The organism is Streptococcus sp. HMSC074F05 (genome assembly GCF_001808725.1).
Lineage (GTDB): Bacteria > Bacillota > Bacilli > Lactobacillales > Streptococcaceae > Streptococcus > Streptococcus parasanguinis_I.
Genome location: NZ_KV794411.1, coordinates 1,173,696 through 1,193,741, shown reverse-complemented (window position 1 = coordinate 1,193,741; position 20,046 = coordinate 1,173,696). Strand labels below are relative to the sequence as shown.

At 43.4% G+C, this 20,046-nt stretch carries 15 protein-coding genes and 1 pseudogene; 10 read left to right on the top strand and 6 right to left on the bottom strand.

The window, feature by feature from the left end; translation table 11 throughout:
- Positions 1 to 182: 182 nt before the first annotated feature.
- The 5 genes from HMPREF2685_RS09420 to HMPREF2685_RS09395 all read left to right on the top strand — a co-directional run bounded on the left by HMPREF2685_RS09420 (position 183) and on the right by HMPREF2685_RS09395 (position 9,178).
- Positions 183 to 5,582: a Cna B-type domain-containing protein gene (locus HMPREF2685_RS09420; RefSeq protein WP_070466548.1), complete on the top strand. Its 5,400-nt coding sequence runs from the start codon at positions 183 to 185 to the stop codon at positions 5,580 to 5,582.
- Between the two features lie 603 nt (positions 5,583 to 6,185).
- Positions 6,186 to 6,788: a hypothetical protein gene (locus HMPREF2685_RS09410; RefSeq protein ID WP_021153833.1), complete on the top strand. Its 603-nt coding sequence runs from the start codon at positions 6,186 to 6,188 to the stop codon at positions 6,786 to 6,788.
- Positions 6,788 to 7,579, top strand: a complete 792-nt coding sequence (locus tag HMPREF2685_RS09405; RefSeq protein WP_171963570.1) for an energy-coupling factor transporter transmembrane component T — start codon at positions 6,788 to 6,790, stop codon at positions 7,577 to 7,579. The genes HMPREF2685_RS09410 and HMPREF2685_RS09405 overlap by 1 nt, the downstream gene beginning before the upstream one ends.
- Entirely contained in the window at positions 7,555 to 8,391 is an 837-nt protein-coding gene (locus tag HMPREF2685_RS09400; RefSeq protein WP_070466545.1) for an ABC transporter ATP-binding protein, read from the top strand. Before HMPREF2685_RS09405 ends, HMPREF2685_RS09400 begins: the two co-directional genes overlap by 25 nt.
- Entirely contained in the window at positions 8,378 to 9,178 is an 801-nt protein-coding gene (locus HMPREF2685_RS09395) for an energy-coupling factor ABC transporter ATP-binding protein (protein ID WP_024054603.1), read from the top strand. The genes HMPREF2685_RS09400 and HMPREF2685_RS09395 overlap by 14 nt, the downstream gene beginning before the upstream one ends.
- Positions 9,179 to 9,384: 206 nt before the next feature.
- Here HMPREF2685_RS09395 and HMPREF2685_RS09390 read toward each other — a convergent pair whose 3' ends face one another.
- Positions 9,385 to 9,564, bottom strand: coding sequence for a hypothetical protein (locus tag HMPREF2685_RS09390; protein ID WP_186821447.1), 180 nt, complete (start codon positions 9,562 to 9,564; stop codon positions 9,385 to 9,387).
- A gap of 214 nt (positions 9,565 to 9,778) precedes the next feature.
- Between HMPREF2685_RS09390 and HMPREF2685_RS09385 the strand changes: the two genes are divergently transcribed.
- The gene (locus HMPREF2685_RS09385) at positions 9,779 to 10,717 is read left to right on the top strand and encodes an AEC family transporter (protein WP_070466541.1); all 939 of its coding nucleotides are present in this window, start codon (positions 9,779 to 9,781) and stop codon (positions 10,715 to 10,717) included.
- Positions 10,718 to 10,763: 46 nt separating this feature from the next.
- Here HMPREF2685_RS09385 and HMPREF2685_RS09380 read toward each other — a convergent pair whose 3' ends face one another.
- From HMPREF2685_RS09380 to HMPREF2685_RS09370, 3 genes are read right to left on the bottom strand one after another with little or no spacing between them, the layout of a single operon-like run.
- Positions 10,764 to 11,096 carry a glucuronide permease gene (locus tag HMPREF2685_RS09380; protein ID WP_070466539.1) on the bottom strand — a complete coding sequence of 111 codons (333 nt, stop codon included), beginning with the start codon at positions 11,094 to 11,096 and terminating at the stop codon, positions 10,764 to 10,766.
- A gap of 34 nt (positions 11,097 to 11,130) precedes the next feature.
- A complete protein-coding gene (locus HMPREF2685_RS09375) occupies positions 11,131 to 11,601 on the bottom strand; it encodes an HXXEE domain-containing protein (RefSeq protein ID WP_024054601.1) in 471 nt (156 codons plus the stop codon).
- Between the two features lie 15 nt (positions 11,602 to 11,616).
- Positions 11,617 to 12,156 (bottom strand): TetR/AcrR family transcriptional regulator, encoded by a 540-nt coding sequence (locus HMPREF2685_RS09370; RefSeq protein WP_070466537.1) that lies wholly within the window; start codon positions 12,154 to 12,156, stop codon positions 11,617 to 11,619.
- A gap of 132 nt (positions 12,157 to 12,288) precedes the next feature.
- Between HMPREF2685_RS09370 and HMPREF2685_RS09365 the strand changes: the two genes are divergently transcribed.
- The 4 genes and pseudogenes from HMPREF2685_RS09365 to HMPREF2685_RS09350 all read left to right on the top strand — a co-directional run bounded on the left by HMPREF2685_RS09365 (position 12,289) and on the right by HMPREF2685_RS09350 (position 15,657).
- Complete coding sequence (locus HMPREF2685_RS09365; RefSeq protein ID WP_070466535.1) at positions 12,289 to 13,188, top strand: cation diffusion facilitator family transporter; 900 nt, start codon at positions 12,289 to 12,291, stop codon at positions 13,186 to 13,188.
- Between the two features lie 96 nt (positions 13,189 to 13,284).
- Positions 13,285 to 13,623: pseudogene (locus tag HMPREF2685_RS09360) on the top strand (ATP-binding cassette domain-containing protein); the annotation flags it as partial.
- Between the two features lie 78 nt (positions 13,624 to 13,701).
- Complete coding sequence (locus tag HMPREF2685_RS09355; protein ID WP_070466531.1) at positions 13,702 to 14,505, top strand: hypothetical protein; 804 nt, start codon at positions 13,702 to 13,704, stop codon at positions 14,503 to 14,505.
- A 114-nt stretch (positions 14,506 to 14,619) separates the two neighbouring features.
- On the top strand, positions 14,620 to 15,657 hold the full coding sequence (locus HMPREF2685_RS09350) for a zinc-binding dehydrogenase (RefSeq protein ID WP_070466529.1): 1,038 nt from the start codon (positions 14,620 to 14,622) through the stop codon (positions 15,655 to 15,657).
- A gap of 55 nt (positions 15,658 to 15,712) precedes the next feature.
- Here HMPREF2685_RS09350 and HMPREF2685_RS09345 read toward each other — a convergent pair whose 3' ends face one another.
- A complete protein-coding gene (locus tag HMPREF2685_RS09345) occupies positions 15,713 to 18,427 on the bottom strand; it encodes a DEAD/DEAH box helicase family protein (protein ID WP_070466527.1) in 2,715 nt (904 codons plus the stop codon).
- A gap of 150 nt (positions 18,428 to 18,577) precedes the next feature.
- The gene (locus tag HMPREF2685_RS09340) at positions 18,578 to 19,996 is read right to left on the bottom strand and encodes a VWA domain-containing protein (RefSeq protein WP_070675308.1); all 1,419 of its coding nucleotides are present in this window, start codon (positions 19,994 to 19,996) and stop codon (positions 18,578 to 18,580) included.
- Between the last annotated feature and the right edge of the window lie 50 nt (positions 19,997 to 20,046).

Below are 20,046 nucleotides of genomic sequence, written 5' to 3'. Positions count from 1 at the left end.
GATAGAAGAAAGGGGAAATCAGTACCAGATAGTGATTTATAATATAGACATCATTGCAAATAATGTCTATATTATTGAATAGTGATGATTTAATTTGAAAAGCAAAGGATATTTTAAAAAATAAGTGATAAAATTAAAGGGAGGGCCTTTTGTAAGGCTAACAAAAGTAAAGGAGATAAGACATGAAAAAGCTTCGTTCATTATGGAAAGACTTTTTGAAAAAAGGTTTTGCCATTTTAACAATTTTCATGATGCTAGGTCAGCTTGGTCAAGGGGCGATCACAGCCTTTGCCAATGAGCTAGCAGTCGGGGATAATGGGGCCTTGGATGTTACCCTTATGTATGGGGATAAACAGAACCATCCAGATGGGATGTCCTATTACACAGGGGATACCATGTCTGGTTATATCCAGATCACCCCTAAGAATTTGACAACGGATATTAATGAAGTAACGGTGACCTTGAAGGTTCCTGGAAAGTACTTACGAGAAGTTAGTTTCCCTGACTTCAATAGTGCTTCAGAGCATGACAAACCAACGGTTACAAAAGTTGGAGATGATTATCAAGTCACCCTTCACTTTAACAATTACCAAAAGTCAGAGGTCCTGACTTTACCATTTATTGGAAAATTTAAAGTCGGTTATGCACCGACCAATTATTCATTGGATATTACGGGTACCTTGAATATCAATGGTCAAGAAGCAAAACTCAATGATATCATTTGGAAACCCAAGTACAATGACTATCGCTTAACCAAGTATATCAACCAAAACTTGAACGAAGCCATGTCCAAGGACTATGCGGAAGCCATGCCTGGTGTTGTCAAAGGGGCTGACGGAAAAAATTATATTGAAACCCCATCATCTGTTCCATTTGCATTTCAATTGGAGGGAATGCAAGGACAGTATGGGGGACAATATCGTCAATTAGAATCAGTAACGCTTACCGATAAGTTGCCAACCTATACAGATAAAAATGGCAATACCCGGACAGCAGTTTTAGATACAGCTAAGTCTGAAGGTTGGGTAGATAATGGAGATGGCACCGTTTCTAAGACGTTTACAGCAGATGCAAACGGTAATCCAGCAGCTTATCACCAAGAATTCATGGCAAAAATCAAGAATACAAGTTACCTTTACTTGAAGTTTCCTGATTTAGTTTTGGAAAAGGACCAGACTCTCAAAGACGTCCTTAGTAAGGATTTGACAAACTCAGGAAGTATTGTGGGAATTCCTGCCAATCGTGGAGAGGGAGAACCGGATATTACAGCTGAAGATTCTCTTATTTTCCGCTTGACCTCTCGTGACCTGGAAGGGGCTGGAAGTTTTGCCAAAAAAGCAGATGGTGATGTCTATGATTCAACTGAATACAAGGCAGCAAACTATAAATGGATCATCGCTTTTGATAATAAAACTCCTTCGACACAAAAGAATTTTGTTTTCTATGATGAGACAGTGGACTCTCGGTTAAAATTCACCAAGATTGATTACGCTCGTCTTATGCAAGGAAATTACGGTATTGGTGAGTATATTAGCAAATATGTGAAACGCATCATCCTTACTTTAGAAGATGGTAGTCAAAAAGAAGTTCAGCCAGAAACCGATAAAGACGGCAATGGTTTTATCGACTTAACCAAGTATGGAACCGTTGTCGGTTGGCGGATGGAAATGAAGGATGATTTTGTCCTAAAATCTGGTCAAGGAATTCGCTTCAATACCTATACAAGCTTCAAAGATCCAGAGAAGACTCGTTACGATGAAAATGATGCGACCAAGAATGAATTCAAGAATACAGGTCGTGTCACTTATCAAACACAATCAAACCTTGCTAAAGACCAAACATCAGATTGGACCTTTAAGCTGATTCCTTTGAAGGAAAGCTTTGAGATTTCAAAAACGACAGATTACAATGATGTTCGTTATACTGATGGAGAAAATATTCGTTTTGGTTTGATGGCAACCAAAGTGGTCTTGGATCCTGATAAGGATTATGGAGACCTGCGAATCATTGATCTGTATGATCCAAATACCCTTAAAGTCGACTATAAAGATTTTGAAAGAAACCTTGCCTCTAATGAAAAAGGTATGAAATTCTTAAAGAGCTACGATGTCATTGAAAACTACCACAATTCTGGACGGACAGCTCTCATCATGCATTTGGATCAAAAAGAGTTTATTAAGGCTTCTCTTCAAGATCTTAATCGCGTGCGTCTACCATTTATCGTGGCCGATCTGAAAGGGAAAGACGATGGTGGGACCTTCACCAATAAGGTTTATGTCGCTGGAAATGGGATCCACGATCTTGAAAATGCCAACCCTGATCGGGTCACGGAAGATGTGTATGATCTGAACGGAAATGGTTCAACAACGGATAAAATTCCATATGCTCAATCAAACTATACGATTGTTGCTGCTGAAGGAATCTATGCACGCAAATATATCGCTAAAAATGATGACCTGTCAGACGCTTCGATTGTGACACGTACCTTCAAACCAGGTGAAACCTTTAACTACAAACTCACCATTAAAAATAATACGGATAAGGCAGTAGAAGACGGAGTCGTCTATGATGTCCTGCCAAAAGTAAAAGACGTTAACACACTAGACGGATCTGGTCGGATGACAGAATACACGGTCAGCCTTCGTGGACCAGTGACAGCTCCAGAAGGATGGACGGTCTACTATACAACTGATACAGGCGTTACGACAGATACCATGGCGCAAGCTGCTGACAAAGATATCTGGACGACAGCTGTGGCTGATTACAGTCAAGTAACAGGAATCAAGTTAGTTGCAAATGCTGGTACTACGATTCCTGCGCGTGGAGAAGCAAGCTTTGGTGTCCCAGTTGTAAATCCAAGTGAATTGACTGATGAAGTCAAGGCTTTGATGCAAAAACGCACCAAAGATAATGAAGATAACGGCGGTCGTTCTGGTCTTGTTCAAGCCCATAACCAGTTTGGTTACAAGGCGAAAGGTCATGAAGGAAATCGTGAGTCTAATACCGTAACTGCACAAATCTTCTCGGCTGCTTTCCACGTCAAGAAGGTGGACAAGGATGATCCTAAGAAAGTTCTTGAAGGTGCTGAATTTACCTTAACTGATGCAAATGGCGCGGTTGTTGCGACGGCAACTTCTGATAAAAAAGGGGAACTTTCCTTTAACACCTTAACAGAAGGAATCTATACGCTCAAAGAAACCAAAGCACCTGAAAACTACAAGTTGGATGAAACAGAACATGCCGTGGTTGTGACCTATGATGCGGACAAACAAATCTACCACGTGACTGTGGATGGAAAATCAGTCGGATCAAAAGCAGTCCCAGTTGAGATCGCTAATGAAGCAGATATCAAGTATATCGATCTTGAAGCTTCAAAAGTTTGGGATGACCAAGACAACCAAGAAGGGCTTCGCCCAGCAAGTGTGGACTTCCAACTCTATAAGAATGGCAAAGCTCAAGGAAAACCGGTCACGGTTTCAGCCGCAACAGACTGGAAAGCTCACTTTACGAATCTTCCAGATAAAGACGGTGATGGCAAGCTCATCACCTACACTATCAAAGAAGTGAAAGTTCCGACTCATTATACGGTCGATACAGAAGAAGCCAGCTTCACTGATGGAAAAGCAACCATCACCAATAAACGCACTCCTGAGACAACGACAGTTACCGTCAAGAAAGTCTGGGATGATGCCGATAACCAAGATGGTCTTCGTCCTACAACTATCAAAGTTCACCTCTTAGCCAATGGAAAAGAAGTGCAATCAATCGATCTTGCTGGTCAAGGAAATGAATGGAACTATACCTTCACAGACCTCCCCGTCTATAAAGATGGTCAAAAAGTTGTCTACACAGTGACTGAGGACAAAGTGGACAATTATACCACTAAGATTGATGGAACTACGATTACCAATAGCTACAAACCTGGTAAGACAAGCCTCACCGTTACCAAAAACTGGGAAGATGTCAATAACCAAGATGGCCTCCGTCCAAAAACGATTAAGGTTCAATTGTATGCTGGGGATGAAAAAGTTGGTCAAGCTGTTGAATTGTCAGCAGATAACAAATGGACCCATACCTTCTCAAACCTAGACGAGAAGAAAGCTGGCCAAGTTATCAACTATACCGTCAAAGAAATCGATGTCCCAGAAGGCTACACCCAAGCAGTCGAAGCAACGAATCCAGGCCAAGTAGTCGTGACCAATACGCACGCTCCAGAAAAGACCAAGGTAGAAGTGAGCAAGAAGTGGGAAGATGCTGATAACCAAGATGGTCTACGCCCAGCCAGCATTCAAGTTCAATTGTACAAAGATGGTCTTGCGACCGATCAAGTATTAGAACTTTCAGCTGCGAATGACTGGAAAGGTGCATTTGAAAACCTTGATGCCAAGGCAGCTGGAAAAGCAATTGCATATACAGTCAAAGAAGTAACTGTCCCAGATGGTTACAAAGTAACGGTAAATGATAAGGACAAGGCCAATGTTGTCTTGACCAATACGCATGAACCAGCTTTGACAGAGATGAAAGTCACGAAGAAATGGGAAGATGCCAACAACCAAGATGGTCTTCGTCCAAAATCCATTAAGGTTCAACTCTATGCTGGGGATGAAAAAGTAGGAGACCCAGTTGAATTGTCAGCGGACAATCAATGGACTCATACCTTTAGCAAATTAGCTGAAAAGAAAGCTGGTCAAGCTATCAGCTACCGTGTGGAAGAAGTCTCTGTTCCTGAAGGCTACCAAGTCACTGCCGATACCTCTGACGCTGCTCATACGATCTTGACCAATACGCATACGCCAGCGGTGATCGATATTCCAGTGACCAAGATTTGGAATGACCAAGACAATCAAGATGGTCTTCGTCCAGCAAGTATCGTTGTGAATCTTCTTGCCAATGGTGAAAAAGTTGCTCAAAAAGAACTCACGAATGCGACAGATTGGAAAGAAAGTTTCACAGGTCTACCAAAATTCAAGGATGGAAAAGAAATCGTCTATACTCTTCAAGAAGAGAAGGTAGCTGAATATACGACTACAATTGATCAGGCTGCTTATACCATTACCAATACCCATGCACCTGGTAAGACAAGCGTCACGGTCACTAAGAAGTGGGATGATGAGAATGACAAGGATGGAATTCGTCCGAAGAGTATTCGCATTCAACTCTATGCCAATGATCAAAAAGTCGGTCAAGAAGTAGAATTGTCAGCTGAAAACAAGTGGACCCATACCTTTGCAGATTTAGATGAAAAAGCAAATGGAAACACCATCACTTATACAGTGAGAGAAGTCAGTGTTCCAAAGGGCTATGAAGCTCGTAACGACGAGGATGGTAAAGGAAATGTTGTGATTACTAACAAGCATGTTCCAAAAGAAACTCCAAAACAACCAACTCCTCCAAGTTCATCTGAACCGAAAAAGCCGGGTCAACCTGAGCCTAAAAAACCAAGCCAACCTGAGCCAAAAAAACCAGGCAAAATCTTAGGATTCTTACCAAATACGGGTACGACGATCTCCATTATTAGCCTTGTTTTAGCCTTTGTCTTGGCAAGCATTGCAGCTTATATTTTGAAGAAAAAGAAAAAATAAGCTAGTGCTTCCTTTATAAAATGAAACAAACACCAGAGATGGTGTTTGTTCATATTAAAGACAAAGTCATCTTAGAAACTTTCCATAGGTGAGTGCGGACGTCAGCGAACTTCGAAGAAGTTCCATGACTAATTATTGAGCCTAAGGTCTCAATAATTCCGAGTGCTAGAAACATTATTGTTTCTAGCACTTTTCTCACAGAGGAAAGTTTCAGAAGATGGTCGAATAACACTAATAAATAAAACTTTAAAGAAGTTATTAGATTTATATAAAAGAACAATTTTTCTCTGTTCACAACAAACACCAGAAATGGTGTTTGTTTTTTTATAGTAGCCTCTTTTAATCGTCTAGCGATCATTCTCATGGGCGCTTGCTCTATTTTTCAATTCCCGAACGTTTCCAAAAAAATTTCAGGAAATTCTTGACTTCTATGAAAATCGGAGTATGATTAGTTGTGAACTGTTGAACAATCATTTTCAAGAAAATCCCTGATGTCGACTAAGGGATCTGTGAAAGGAGAAGCGGTTCAAATCGAAAATCTATAGAGCGTTGCGTCCGAAAGTCTAAACAGACACGGCTCTTTAAAAACAAAAGGAGAAGATTATGAAAACAGAACCGATTCATCGTACCAGTATGTGGAAATTTAAGTTAAGTGCTGCCACCATGACTTTGATTCCCGCTGCCGTGGGGATTAACTATGTTGCCAAAGCCTTGGCGGAGGGGTTAAAGTTGCCCGTTTGGCTGGGGTCTTTGGGAACCTTTCTTGCCAGCATGTTGGCTGGGCCGGTTGCCGGTGCCATCAGTGGTTTCATCAACAACGTGATCTATGGGCTGACCTTATCGCCAATTTCAACCGTGTATGCGATTACCAGCATCGGAATTGGGATTGCTGTCGGAGTTTTGCACGCCAATGGGTGGTTCTCGTCAGCGCGACGAGTATTTGTTTCTGCTATTATTATTGCCATCGTTTCAGCTGTCATTTCAACGCCACTCAACGTCATCTTTTGGGGTGGTCAGACCGGTATCGCTTGGGGTGACTCATTGTTTGCGGTAATGGTCGCCAATCATGCACCAGTGTGGCTGGCCTCATTTACCGATGAGTTTGTCTTGGATATTTTGGATAAAGTCTGCGTGGCCTACCTGGCATTCTTCATCTATCGTCAGCTACCGAAGCGGATGGTGCACTTCTTTAGCGGTGATAAATGATGACTGATCAAACATTGATTTCTGGAGCGCCACGGGTCAAGCTCAAGTGGTACCAGGTGATCGATCCGATTACTAAGCTCTTGTTCATCTTGGACATGACGTTGTTGAGCTTTGCCAGTATGAATTTATTGCTTCAGGCCGGATTAATTCTTGTCGCAACACTGCTATTGTTATTTTCCAAATTGAGTTCTACCATCTTTAAGGCGCTGGGATTCAGCCTGTTTCTGATTTGCACCATGCTGATCATCCAAGGATTATTTTACAGTCGGAATCAAACTGTGCTGTTTTCTGTGCTTGGGGTGTCGTTCTACAAAGAAGGCCTGATTTACGCCACCACTCTGGGTTGTCGAGTATTGGTGATTATTTTGACCAGTGGCTTTTTTATGGTGACCACGAGTATTTCAGAAAACGCGGCCTATTTGGAACTGTCCGGATTGTCTTATAAAACCGTCTACGTTCTGATGTCGGTGTGTTATATTTTGCCGGAAATGATGCGCAATATGCGGAAAATCCAGCAGGCACAAAAAGTTCGCGGAACCAATCCGCAAAAAACGTTGATTCAGAAATTAAAGTCAGTCCTGCCGGTTCTAATTCCATTGGTGATTAAGACCTTGGATCAATCGATGGCGCGGTCGATTTCTCTCCAACTGAGAGGTTTTGATAATCCCAACCGGACTGTCAGAACCTCCCAGCGCGTGTATCGCCTGTCGCGGACGCTGCACATTGGTCTGACTGGATTGGCAATTTTATTGATTGGGTGGAAGATATGGACGAAGATAAACGGATTGTAATTGAAAATTTGACCACCCGTTATCCGGGTACTGAGCAACCACAACTGCGTCAGATTAACGCGGAGGTTCATACCGGCCAGGTGGTTGGGATTATCGGGAATAGCCACTCCGGCAAATCGACTTTGTGCCGTGTGCTGGCAGGGGTCATTCCCAAAATGGTGTCTGCTGAGATTGAGGGCGACTGGCACATGTTTGGCCAGCGAGTGTCCGACAATTGGCCCGTTTATAATGCCATGAATGGAGTTGTACTGCAAAATCCAGCTGGCCAACTAAGCGGGTTGGCAGACACGGTTGCCGATGAAATTGCCTTTGACTTGATTAATCAGGGAATGGCTGAAGGACTGATTCAAAAACGGGTTGAAGAAGTTGCGACGCAAATGGGGCTGATTGAACAGCTGAATTTTCGTCCCGAGAGCCTTTCCGGTGGTCAGAGCCAGCGGTTGGCAATTGCCACGGCGATTGCGGCTAACCCGGCTGTTTTGATTATGGATGATCCGACCAGTCAGATGGATCCCCTTGGTCGCCGACAATTTTTCCAATGGCTGGCCCAAGTCAAAGAGACGACTGTCTTCATTGTCACCAGTGAAATTGACGATTTGTGCGAAGTCGCCGACGTTGTGTGGGTGCTGCACGAGGGTCAAATGGTAGCCCAGGGCAGGCCGGGTGAGGTGTTTAATCATTTGGAAGCTGACTGGCAGATTCCAGCCCCGACAATCCAGCAACTTGCTCAAAAAATGGATTGGCGCTTGGCTGATGGCCGGTATCCGGTGAATGACGCTGAACTGAAGGAGGTTTGTTATGTCCACAATTGAACTGAACCACCTGACGTTCACTTATCCGGAACGGTCCTTTAGCTTGGATGTTGAAGACAAACTCTTCGCCGATCCGATGGTGGCGATTGTCGGCCAAAATGGTGCCGGCAAATCAACGCTCTTCAAATTGTTGACGGGCTTGCTGACACCACAAACCGGTGTGATTAAGATCGATGGAGAAAATTTTAATGATCTTAAACCAGTCGAAAAGTTACTGAAGGTTGGGATTACTTTTCAGAATCCTGACGATCAGCTTTTCAACCCGACCGTTCAACGAGAGGTGGAGTGGAGTGTCGCGCAGGTCATGGATGACCACGACACGATTACGAGGCGGGCTTTAGCGGCTCTAAAAAGAGTTGGCTTGGATGATAAAACAGCTGAAAGTCCATATGACCTGTCATTGTCGGAACGCAAGCTGTTGAGCGTTGCCACAGTTTTGGCAGTGGATCCGGCGATTTATTTATTTGATGAGCCGATGATGTCGCTTGATTGGGAAAGCCGGCGCAAGTTGACCGCAATTTTCCATCAGTTGGCTGATTCGGGCCACCAAGTTGTGACCATCACCCATGACATGGATTGGGTCGCCGCCGAGTTTGAGTCGGTGTATGTTATGGAACACGGGAAGTTTGGCTTCGCCGGCAGTCCACGGGAATTGTTCAGCGATCACGAACTTGTCCAGCGAGTGGGATTACTACCACCGCGGATTATGGACATAGCGGAGTCGCTGGGTGATTCACAGACATATTTATCGGTTAATGATTATTACCAGAAAAATCGAGATGTATAGAAAAAGTCACCTCTGCGGGTTTTCCAGGTTGAAGGATTAACTTCAGCTTCTGGCAAGAACTCACATGGGTGACTTTTGTGTTTAATAACGTTTCATGATCATCGGGTGCTTCCTCAGATCACTCGGTTTGATGTTACTTTGTTTCATGGTCATAATCATATACCATTTCTTTTGGATCTTTTGTTTGACTAATACAAAATAGGTCTTCATAGGTCTTCGCATTTTTTGCGCCCATTAGGATCATCAGTATAATTTTCTGAATTAGGAGACTGTCCCGTCACTATTCGAATTTCGTCTCCCAACTTACGCTGTTCCCATTCATCCGCGAATCCTTTAAATCGCAATTCTGGAACTTTCTTTTTAACTGAATCATCTATTTTCGACATAGTCCCCACCATTTTATTGGTTTTTCTTGATTTACCTTATCAACAGTCTGGTTGGTTGGTACCAATGGAGTAAGGCAGCTAAGAAAGGCTACTAGTAACAATCAATAAAATACAAGAGGTGGGCATGTTGCCCCACCTCTTTTTGTGATATACTAGAGTAGTTTTTGAGACCTTGTGGAAAAACTCTCATTTCAAAGAAGTAAAAGGAGAAAACATGGAGATCTTTTTGAGGAGCATATCGGGGATTCTCGTCATCCTGGGCATGATTTTAGTGGGCTTCGTCATAGGTGAGAAAGGCTGGTTTGATGACAAGTCACGTGGCCTACTTGCTAAATTGGTCACTCAAGTTGCTCTTCCCTGCTATATGCTCTACACCATCACGCAGCGCTTCACAGCAGCAGATCTGCTTAAAATGTTGCCAGCCTTGCGGTTTCCTGCCTTGTCTATGGTTATTTTGCTTGGCATCGCGACAGCAGTAGCCAAGATCTTTGCAGTAAGACAGGACCGTCGTGGCCTCTTTATTTCCATGTTTTTTAATTCCAATACGATTTTCGTAGGGCTTCCCATCAACCAGGCCCTCTTTGGGGATGCCAGCATTCCCTATGTTTTGATCTATTACATGTGTAATACGACCTTTTTCTGGACTTTGGGAACTTATCTCATCCAGCGGGATGGTGAGGGAGAAGCGCAGTTTGATCTCAAAACCAGTCTGAAAAAAGTCTTTTCTCCGCCCCTCATGGGCTTTCTCTTAGGTCTAGTCATGGTGATGCTACAGATCAAGTTGCCAGCTTTTCTAGCCAGTGATTTGCAGTATCTGGGCAATTTAACGACCCCCTTATCCATGATATTCATCGGTTTGTCAGTGTCTCATGTAGGCGTGAAGCAGTTGGTTCTGGGAAAAGATCAGCTATTGATTCTACTAGGTCGCTTCCTGGTTGCCCCTCTCTTGATGGCCTCCATCGTCTACTGGGTGCCTCTTCCAAGCTTGATGAAGCAAGTCTTTATCATCCAGTCCGCCATGCCTGTGATGACCAATGCGCCAGTTGTTGCCAGACTTTACGGAGCTGATAGTGATTATGCAGCGGTCATGGTGACAGAGACGCCCCTTGCAACCATGGTGGTGATCCCTATTCTCATGCTGTTGATGGCTTAATAAATAAAAAGAGCTCAAGTTTTCATTGAAAAAACCTGAGCTTTTCTTATATGAGAGATAATAAAATTGTAATCACCAGAGCGATGCCTGTTCGAATCAGGTGGTGGGCTGGATGGAAGTTTCCTTTGTGTTTCCCATTCCAATAGGCTCCGTAGCAAATCAAACCACAGCCGATCAACCAAAGGACTAGAGAGACAATCGGTAAAAAGAAGTAGAGGGTGAGAGATAAGGTCGCAAGACTACTTCCGATGAGGAGAAATGTATTTCCTAGAGTGTGATTTCCTTTTTTAACTTCAGAAAGAGAAGCCAATAAGTGAAGAAGAACAAAAGCAAGGGCAAAGATGGCTGTCAAAAAGCCGAGAAGAATGGAGAAGAACATAGGGTTTCCTTTCTAAGATATGATTGCCTGAGTGCTATTTTTTATGACTGATTTTATGAAGAATCATAAATGATACTACAAGATTTAAAATAATAACCAATAAGGTAAAAAGAGAGTAACCATAAAGTTTAATTGGAAATTCATTTTTGAGATTGCAAAGAGCAAACAAACTCGTTAAAATGCCCGTCAACAATCCAGGCACATATTTTCGTATAACGATTGTTTGAATCAGATGTCCGAATACATGGTAGATATAAGCGATTATGATGCTTGCGTAAATGCTATAGTTATTAAACTGGTAACTAAGATATAGCGACGTCATTAGGATCAGAAATTGTTCCAAGACAATAAAGTTGAAAGCAAAAGGAGTGTAATAAGTTAGGATTCGATTGTTTGGATACTGGATTGATATTTTTTTGACAAAGGATGGCATCCAAACGATTTCTTCGAGTTCGTGAAGCATGAAGAGTGATGGAAATAGAAAGTAAAATTGCACGCTGGTCATTGAAAATACTCCCTTCTAGTTCGAGCCCACTTTTAGAATCTCCAAATAAAACTGAACGGCTTCTTGTTCTGTGTAAGATTTGCCTTTTTTCAACCACCAGCTGAGGGTTTCGATGAAATGGCTGACGACCAGGTGTTTGAGATAGGAGTGGGGAATGTTAGGGTACGATTGGATGAGTTCGTCGGCTACCATTGGGTAGACATCGTGTTCTAGTTCTTTTCGCAGTTGCCGGATGAAATAATCGTTTTTAGAGAGCAAGAGACTGGTCACATGATCTTGATTTTTCTTGAAATGCTGAAAGATATGAGCTAGATAGTCTTGTGGTGAGAGGTGTTCAGCACGCTCAAAGAGATGGTGAAAGAGCTTTTGACAGAGTTCATCTAGCAATAATTCCTTACTCTCGTAATGGCTGTAAAAGGTCGAGCGCCCCACATCAGCAAGGTCTATGATTTCTTGAACCGTGATGGCCTCGTAGTCTTTTTGGTTGAGTAAGTGTAAGAAAGCTTGATAGATAGCTTTTCGAGTTTTGGTGATGCGACGATCCTGTGCAGTCATATGGACACTTTGAACAAACTGTTCAGTAACGTACACCCTAAACAGTTTGCCCCTATCCTTTCTGTTGTGGTTGTTAGATAATGATAATGAACATGATGTTCATGAATCTATTATATCAGAGGATTTAGAATTATGAAGACAAAACATGCGGTCTGGATCGCTTTTTTCTTGAATTTGAGTTATGCCATTGTTGAGTTTATTGCAGGAGGGATTTTTGGATCCAGCGCTGTCCTTGCGGATTCGGTCCATGACTTGGGGGATGCGATCGCTATTGGGATCTCCGCCTTTTTGGAGAGCATTTCTAACCGTGAAGAAGACAGCCACTATACCTTGGGCTACAAGCGCTTTAGCCTTTTAGGGGCCATGGTAACGGCAGTGATTCTCATGACAGGGTCCGTTCTGGTTATTTTAGAAAATATAACGAAAATATTTCACCCACAACCTGTCAACGATGAGGGCATTCTCTGGCTTGGAATCATAGCCGTCAGCATCAATGTGCTAGCGAGTCTCGTCATTCGCAAGGGGCAAACCAAGAACGAATCCATTCTCAGCCTGCATTTTCTGGAAGATACTCTGGGCTGGGTGGCTGTCATCCTAATGGCCATTGTCCTCCGATTTACCGACTGGTATATTCTGGATCCGCTCTTATCTCTTGCCATTTCCATCTTTATTCTGTCAAAAGCCATTCCACGTTTTTGGAGCACGCTCAAGATTTTCTTGGATGCCGTGCCAGAAGGAGTAGATATCCAGCAAGTCAAGAGTGATTTGGAGCGGTTGGACCATGTCGCTAGTATCAATCAGCTCAATCTTTGGACCATGGATGGTTTGGAAAAAAACGCCATTGTCCATGTTTGTCTGGAGCATGTCAAGCATATGGAGGTCTGTAAAGAGTCTATCCGCACCTTGCTCAAAGAGAGTGGATTTCAAAATGTTACCATCGAAGTGGATGAAGACTTGGCGACCCACCGCGCCCACAAGCGAAATATCGAAGAGCTGGAAGCCAGTCAAAGTCATGGGCATGATCATTCATAAGAAGTTGATTATCCATTTGTTGAATTGTAAATTTAACATATTTACTCCAGTATGAAATTATGATAGACTACTTATAACACTGAAAGGATAGAACCCGTGTTACAGCTACAACATATTTCAAAAGTTTATCATACAGCTAGTCAAGAGTTTCACGCGCTCAAAGACATCTCGATTCGCTTCCGTGAAAATGAGTTTGTCTCCATTCTCGGACAATCGGGTTCTGGGAAAACCACCCTATTAAATATCATCGGTGGACTCGACCAATACACATCGGGTGATTTACTCATCCAAGGAAAATCAACAAAGCAATTTAAAGACCGCGATTGGGATAGCTACAGAAACCACACGATTGGTTTCGTCTTCCAGTCCGATAATCTCATCGGCCATCAAACGGCACTCTCAAACGTCGAGATTGCGATGACGCTCTCTGGTGTTTTTGTTTGGAGAAAGCAAGCAGATTTTGGCTGTGTGTAGTATAATAATGTATGAGAGTTTGAACGTTGGAGGAAGAAAATGAAGACATGGATGAAACTAGCGCTGATGTCACTGGTTTCCGTTGCGCTTGTAGCTTGCGGTGGCGGTGGTTTGCAAAAAATCTCACTGCCAGAAGCGTTGCAAACGACGGATACAGTATGGATGGATGTGCATCACGGAGAGAGTGTAGTGCTGGATCAATATAACACGGTGACGGCGGTCTATCATTTTGATGGAAAAGGGAATGTGCTTGCCTATACAGGATTGGATTTGAACCTCGGGGATTTAGGAGGAAAGAATGAAAAACAAATTTTAGAACTAGCCCAAAAACAGTTTGAACGCAATTTCTATCGCCAAAAACAACAACTCAGAGAAAAGTTGGAAGTTCAAATAAAGTCATTGAAAAAGGAAAACATCAAGCTATGGCTGAGTGCAAAGGCTTCTTCGGAAACAGACAAGAAATTTGAACAATTAGATAAACAAATCAAAGACGTGCAAGAAAAATTCAATGCAGTGGATGCAGCAGAATATGAGTCTCCAAAGGCGATGCCAGTTAGTTACTCTTTTGGTACTTACGACGAAGACGAGTATAGAAAAGACAAAACGCAGCTGGTTGTAACGTTTTCGGTGCAACAGCTTGCTAAAGAGTCTATGGATTTTCAAACCGTGACTGTTCAAAAAATCTTGAGAGAAGGGTTCTTTGATTCAAACGCAAGTGAGGTTAAAGGTTCTTACTATGTAGGCCTCACAGAAGCAGGACTAGAAGGTGATGAGCCTGGAGATTACCATGACTTTATGATGCTAGTGAAAAAAGGACATAAAGGAATTGAATTGAAACAATAATATTTAAAAGTCAAAGAAGTAGCGAAAGCTGCTTCTTTCTGTGTTGAAAAGCAAAAAATATATAAAATATAGTTTTTTGATATAATAAATGTAATAAAAATCCGAGGTGATTATATGAAATCAGCGATTTATACGGAAGCGGGAACCATTGGGTTAACAACAATGGACCGTCCAAAGATTATGGATGCTAAAGATGTCATTCTCCGCATCGTTCGTACCTGTGTCTGTGGATCCGATCTATGGAGCTACCGCAATCCTGATATTGAAGCAGGTCATCAAAATAGTGGTCACGAAGCTATTGGTATCGTCGAAGAAATCGGAGAAGCCATTACAACGGTTAAACCAGGAGACTTTGTTATCGCGCCTTTCACCCATGGTTGTGGGGAGTGTGATGCCTGTCGTGCTGGTTATGATGGGACTTGTGACCGCCATATCGGCACCAACTGGTCTGACGGGGTGCAAGCAGAGTACATCCGTTTCCACTTTGCCAATTGGGCCCTTGTCAAAATTCCAGGGCAACCATCTGATTATACAGAAGCCATGCTCAAATCCTTCTTGACGCTGGCTGATGTCATGCCGACGGGCTATCATGCAGCGCGTGTAGCTAATGTGCAAAAAGGTGACAAGGTTGTCGTTATTGGTGACGGTGCTGTTGGCCAATGTGCTGTCATTGCAGCTAAGATGCGTGGTGCATCGCAAATCGTCCTTATGAGTCGCCACCAAGACCGTCAACAAATGGCCTTGGAGTCAGGTGCGACAGCTGTTGTGGCTGAGCGTGGTGAAGAAGGGATTGCCAAGGTCCGTGAAATCCTTGGAGGCGGAGCAGATGCAGCTCTCGAATGTGTCGGTACAGAAGCAGCTGTTGAGCAAGCTCTCGGAGTCCTCCATAATGGAGGACGCATGGGATTTGTGGGCGTTCCTCATTACAATAACCGTGCCCTTGGTTCGACCTTTGCTCAAAATATCTCAGTGGCAGGTGGAGCAGCCTCAGTTACTACTTATGACAAACAAGTTTTGTTAAAAGCGGTCCTTGATGGTGATATCAATCCGGGTCGTGTCTTTACCTCAAGCTATAAACTGGAAGATATCGACCAAGCTTATAAGGACATGGATGAACGTAAGACTATTAAGGCTATGATTGTACTTGACTAACAAAAAAATTCTAGTAGAGGCTGTCTACTAGAATTTTTTGTAGTGAAATAAAATCTTATTTCAAATCCGACATCACTTGTTTCTTGGTGAAGGTGCGCTCTTGTTTGTTGGCTAGGGCCTTGATGCGCGCATCAAGGAGAATGGCACGGCCTTCGGCACTTCGGGTATAGACGAGGTCATACTTGCCCAGACTCTTTCGAATTTGCGCCACAAAGGCTTGGGCATCCTCTTTCCGTTTGTCAAAGAGGCTTGGTACTGCGAAATATTCTGTCTGATCGGACACCTTTTCCTGTGCTTTCAGGATATAGCGCTGATTTTCAATTGGAGCGAAAAACTCGATCATGGTTTGCGAGAAGAGTTCCTTCTCCCGCATGGTTCCGCCCTTCAAATAGATTAGCGTGTTGATGGCATCCTTTCTGTCTCGTACGACTTGGATGCGGGTTGCTTGAGTCTGGATCTGCCCAGAACGGAGTAGGGCTTGGTGGATAGCCTGGCCGAAGACTTCTAGCCGTTTATAAGGACTCTTATAGAGATAGTAGCGGAGCCAAGCAAGGAGAGCGAGAACAGCTAAAACGACTAGAAGAATTAGAGACGCTTTATTCCATCCTCCTCTATGTGAATAGTAGATCAGGTTGGCGAAAGCATCGGTCAAAGTGGCGGCCGTCAGCCAACGAGCTAGCTTTCTAGCGTCAAAAAATAGGGCCAGGGGTAGGAAGTGTTTATCCACTTGGACCTCGTTTGCAATCTCCATATTCTCCAGAATCGGAAGGGCTTTTTGCCAGCCGTCTCGGAGTTCTTGACGATGGGTGGAGCGCTCTAAGGTTTCTTCATTGAGTTTTTGCAACTGTTTTTTGGTATAGCGGATATTGTCAAAGGCTAGACGTTCAATACCGGATTCGATAAAGGGCTCCTTGTAATGGAGGCCTAAAAATTGCTTCATCCGCCTTTCTAAGAGTTCCAGATCAGGACTGTATTCTTTCAGCTGATCAGTGAGGGCTTCGATCTCTTCCTTTTCAAGATCGGACTTTTCATACCATTTCTTTAGGGAAAGATTGATGGAGACCAGGTGCCAGATGTTGCTAGTCTTGTCTGGATTCTCAGGCCACACTCGAATGGCACGACCCCGCATTTGGTTGCTGAGCATAAAGCTGCCGACAAAGCTCGCTAGGATCAGGGAATTAACGCAAGGAGCATCCCAGCCTTCCCCTAGAAGTGACTTGGTTCCAATGACGACTTGGATGAGCCCTTCTTGAAAGAGCTGGGTCACGGCTGTCACCAAATCATGTTGAGACCCGACCAGGCGAACCTTGAGAAAGTCATCTGGAGATAATTGGCCGACACTTTGGTAAGTCAATCGATTCTCTCCTAGAAGTTCTTCTAATCTTGGCTTAGAGACCGTCGGGATGATGACGATGCTGCCGGTTAAGACAGCGATGGCGGGAGGAGTTGCTTGCTCTAAGCTTTCCCTGCGAATCGATTCAAAATAGGAGAGTACTCCCAATTGAGTAAATTGGGCGTCCTTATCCCCGAGATGAACTTCAAAGTCTTGACGAATATAGTCTGTTAAGACCAGTTGTCGTAGTTGGCTTCCAAGGGCCTGGTATTCGGCCTTGAAAATCTCTCGAACCGCATTGAGTTTTCCGAGGGATTGGTTGAGTAGAAGGTCTTGTTTTTTGTTGCGGACCAGTTTGACTTGTTTTCGATCGATCAAGCTGGCTGCTTTTAATTCATGAAGCAGTTGCTTCTCGTATTCCTCAGGTAGATTGTACCAGTGAGGCACCTGAAAGAGCAGACCTTGCAGGAGAATTTCAAGCCAGTCCAGGGTGAAAGCAGGTAGTTTCTTGGCTCCTAAAAGGTCCTGGAAACGTTTGGGAAAGTCAATTCCCTTGCTTCGAAGAAAGATCAGGGTAGCAGAGAGATACTTGGGCTCATTGAGCAATTCATCGTCGCTGATCTGACCAGATAAGGCTTGGCAGTTTTGGAGGTGTTGGCAAAAGAGGGGATCGGAAGTCAGTTGTTGCAAGAGAGCATTCTTTTGTTGGCTAAAGGCATCCAATTGCTCTTGCTCTTCCTTGGTTGGAAAGGCGAAGTAGACATAGTCCTGATGGGGACAAAGGGTGTCTTCCTTGACCAATTCGGGTACCGTAATTTCCTCATCGATCTCACCACACATGCGGATATAGCGATCCCAAAGGGCAGGATCCCCTTCATAGGGCGGGGTGGCGGTAAGGGAGATCATCTTTAAGTCAGGGAAGGCTTGACGAAAAGCTTCCAAGCTCTTCCACCATTCATTGCGTAAGTGGTGGCACTCATCTAAACAAAGGGTCCCAAGTGAGATGGCCTTGAAAGTAGTAAAGATATCAAAGCCTTTGAAATCAAATGTTTCAATCTCTGCCTGGTCATCGGTATCCTCAGATTGTGATTGACCGACGACTTGGGTCATGGCGCTGTGTAGGGCCTGATAGGTAGCCACTGTAATCAGCTTAGGATGTTTTAAGTCTTGTGAAATCAGTTGTTCTGCTTGGCTTTCATCACTCAAGAATGCCTGGATAATCCGGTCCACCCATTGTTGACGAATGGTGACCGTAGGAGCCAAGATCAGGGTTGGCTGGCCAAAGCGTCTGATAAATTCGATTCCCAGGGTTGTTTTTCCAGAGCCAGGAGCTGCTACCAAATGCAGGTGGCCATCCGCCATAAAAGCGTCACTCTTATCGAGAACGCGTTTTTGATAGTGTCTCCATTGGCCTGTAAAGGCTAGTTCTTGTAACATTGGTTTCCTCCCTTGTACTGTCTCCATTATATCATAGCGGAGGACAAGAATCTTTTGTTAGAATCTGAAGAGTTCTACTTTCAAATGAAAATAGCAAAGGGGAAATTATGAGTGATAAAAAGCCCAATCAACGGATTAGGCTTTTTCATGTTAGTCTTTCTTTGTTTTACGAGAGAGTCCAAAGGCAGCACTCATGCTAAGAAGACCAAGACCTAGAGTCGTCAAGGCAATTGAGGTCTTGCTTCCTGTATTTGGAAGACTTGCTTCTTTTTGAGGAAGAGCTGCTGGTGCAATATAAACTTCCGTTTTCACAGGCTCGTTTTTAGCAGGTGTAAATACGGTCGGTTTCGCAGGTGTTACAACAGCCGGTTTTTGAGGAGTAGGAGTCGGTGTTGCAGGCGTTTGGATGCTAGATGTTTGTGGTTTTGCTTTCGCCACACGATGAGATTTTGAGATCAACTCATACTTGTCTGTTTGGACTTTGAAGACACGACCTTTTTGGACAGTTTCAACGACTTTATTGGCAAATTGAACGTTCAACAAGTTAGCAAAGTTTTTGTCGATATCTAGGTAGAGACCATTTGTTCCATTGACCAATGGATCAAAGTCTTTTTTTTCACGTGTTTCACCAACCACTGTCAAAGAGATACCAGCATCTTGAAGGGCTTTCAGTGTCGCTTCTTTGGTTGGTGTATCCTTTGTAAGATCAATGTCCTCATCTGTAATCAAGAAAGCAAAGCGATGGTTGTTTGCCCCAGTCCCCCAGTTGTAGTCTCCTGAAGTAGCGATATGATGCAATGGAACAGTAGCATTTTCATAGTAGCCTTTAGTTTTGATGGTTTTCAAAGCAGAAATGAAACTTTCTGGATCACTTGTGAACTTAGATCCATTGAAATCATGGTATTTAACTTCACTAGCTCTTTCGTATTCAACCAATCCTAAACGAGCTTGAATATTTTTTGCCGATAGATTGCGAACGAAGGTCTCGACATTCTTCATCGTATCCCTGATGTGAGAATCCATTGAAGTTGATTTGTCAATGACAAAGACGATGTCTGATGTTGCTTGAACTTCTTTTTTATTGACCACATCGGCTTCTTTTGTCACTTCGACTACAGTTGTTTTATTAACTGTTTCAGTTGTTGTCTCAGTGTAGTCAGCTGTCTCTTTGGTAGATGTAGCTGTCTTAGTAGATGAGACCGGTTTTGAAGTGCCAACAGGTGTGTTTGGATCTGCTAAGCTAGTCGTTTTGATGGTTGCTGTTGAAGTAGTGGTGGTGTCTGCACCGTCTGTTTTAGCAGATGGGCCAGTTTTTTTGACGTCCACAGCGATGATATCCCCAGTTTTTGCTTTATCAGCAGGAACAACTGGTGTATTGGCTTTGGCGTTGATTTCTTCTGTTGCAGCCGTGATAGGTGATTTTGCTGCTGTAGTGGCTGCAGGAGCAGCTTGGGTTGTGCTAGGTGCAACGTCATCAGCAGAAGCAATAGTCGTTCCTGTGAAGACAGTTCCTAAAACAACGGAAGCTAAAGTTAAAGTTTGTTTACGTGAAATAGTATATTTTTTCAAAATACGTCCCCTTTTTAATAAACTTTTTTCTATCATACAGGTTTTTGAAA

What these genes read in the sequence shown, in the direction of transcription:
- HMPREF2685_RS09420 (WP_070466548.1), top strand. Translation starts at nt 183, where the DNA reads ATGAAAAAGCTTCGTTCATTATGGAAAGACTTTTTGAAAAAAGGTTTT.
- HMPREF2685_RS09410 (WP_021153833.1), top strand. Translation starts at nt 6,186, where the DNA reads ATGAAAACAGAACCGATTCATCGTACCAGTATGTGGAAATTTAAGTTA.
- HMPREF2685_RS09405 (WP_171963570.1), top strand. Translation starts at nt 6,788, where the DNA reads ATGACTGATCAAACATTGATTTCTGGAGCGCCACGGGTCAAGCTCAAG.
- HMPREF2685_RS09400 (WP_070466545.1), top strand. Translation starts at nt 7,555, where the DNA reads ATGGACGAAGATAAACGGATTGTAATTGAAAATTTGACCACCCGTTAT.
- HMPREF2685_RS09395 (WP_024054603.1), top strand. Translation starts at nt 8,378, where the DNA reads ATGTCCACAATTGAACTGAACCACCTGACGTTCACTTATCCGGAACGG.
- HMPREF2685_RS09390 (WP_186821447.1), bottom strand. Translation starts at nt 9,564, where the DNA reads ATGTCGAAAATAGATGATTCAGTTAAAAAGAAAGTTCCAGAATTGCGA.
- HMPREF2685_RS09385 (WP_070466541.1), top strand. Translation starts at nt 9,779, where the DNA reads ATGGAGATCTTTTTGAGGAGCATATCGGGGATTCTCGTCATCCTGGGC.
- HMPREF2685_RS09380 (WP_070466539.1), bottom strand. Translation starts at nt 11,096, where the DNA reads ATGTTCTTCTCCATTCTTCTCGGCTTTTTGACAGCCATCTTTGCCCTT.
- HMPREF2685_RS09375 (WP_024054601.1), bottom strand. Translation starts at nt 11,601, where the DNA reads ATGACCAGCGTGCAATTTTACTTTCTATTTCCATCACTCTTCATGCTT.
- HMPREF2685_RS09370 (WP_070466537.1), bottom strand. Translation starts at nt 12,156, where the DNA reads ATGACTGCACAGGATCGTCGCATCACCAAAACTCGAAAAGCTATCTAT.
- HMPREF2685_RS09365 (WP_070466535.1), top strand. Translation starts at nt 12,289, where the DNA reads ATGAAGACAAAACATGCGGTCTGGATCGCTTTTTTCTTGAATTTGAGT.
- HMPREF2685_RS09355 (WP_070466531.1), top strand. Translation starts at nt 13,702, where the DNA reads ATGAAGACATGGATGAAACTAGCGCTGATGTCACTGGTTTCCGTTGCG.
- HMPREF2685_RS09350 (WP_070466529.1), top strand. Translation starts at nt 14,620, where the DNA reads ATGAAATCAGCGATTTATACGGAAGCGGGAACCATTGGGTTAACAACA.
- HMPREF2685_RS09345 (WP_070466527.1), bottom strand. Translation starts at nt 18,427, where the DNA reads ATGTTACAAGAACTAGCCTTTACAGGCCAATGGAGACACTATCAAAAA.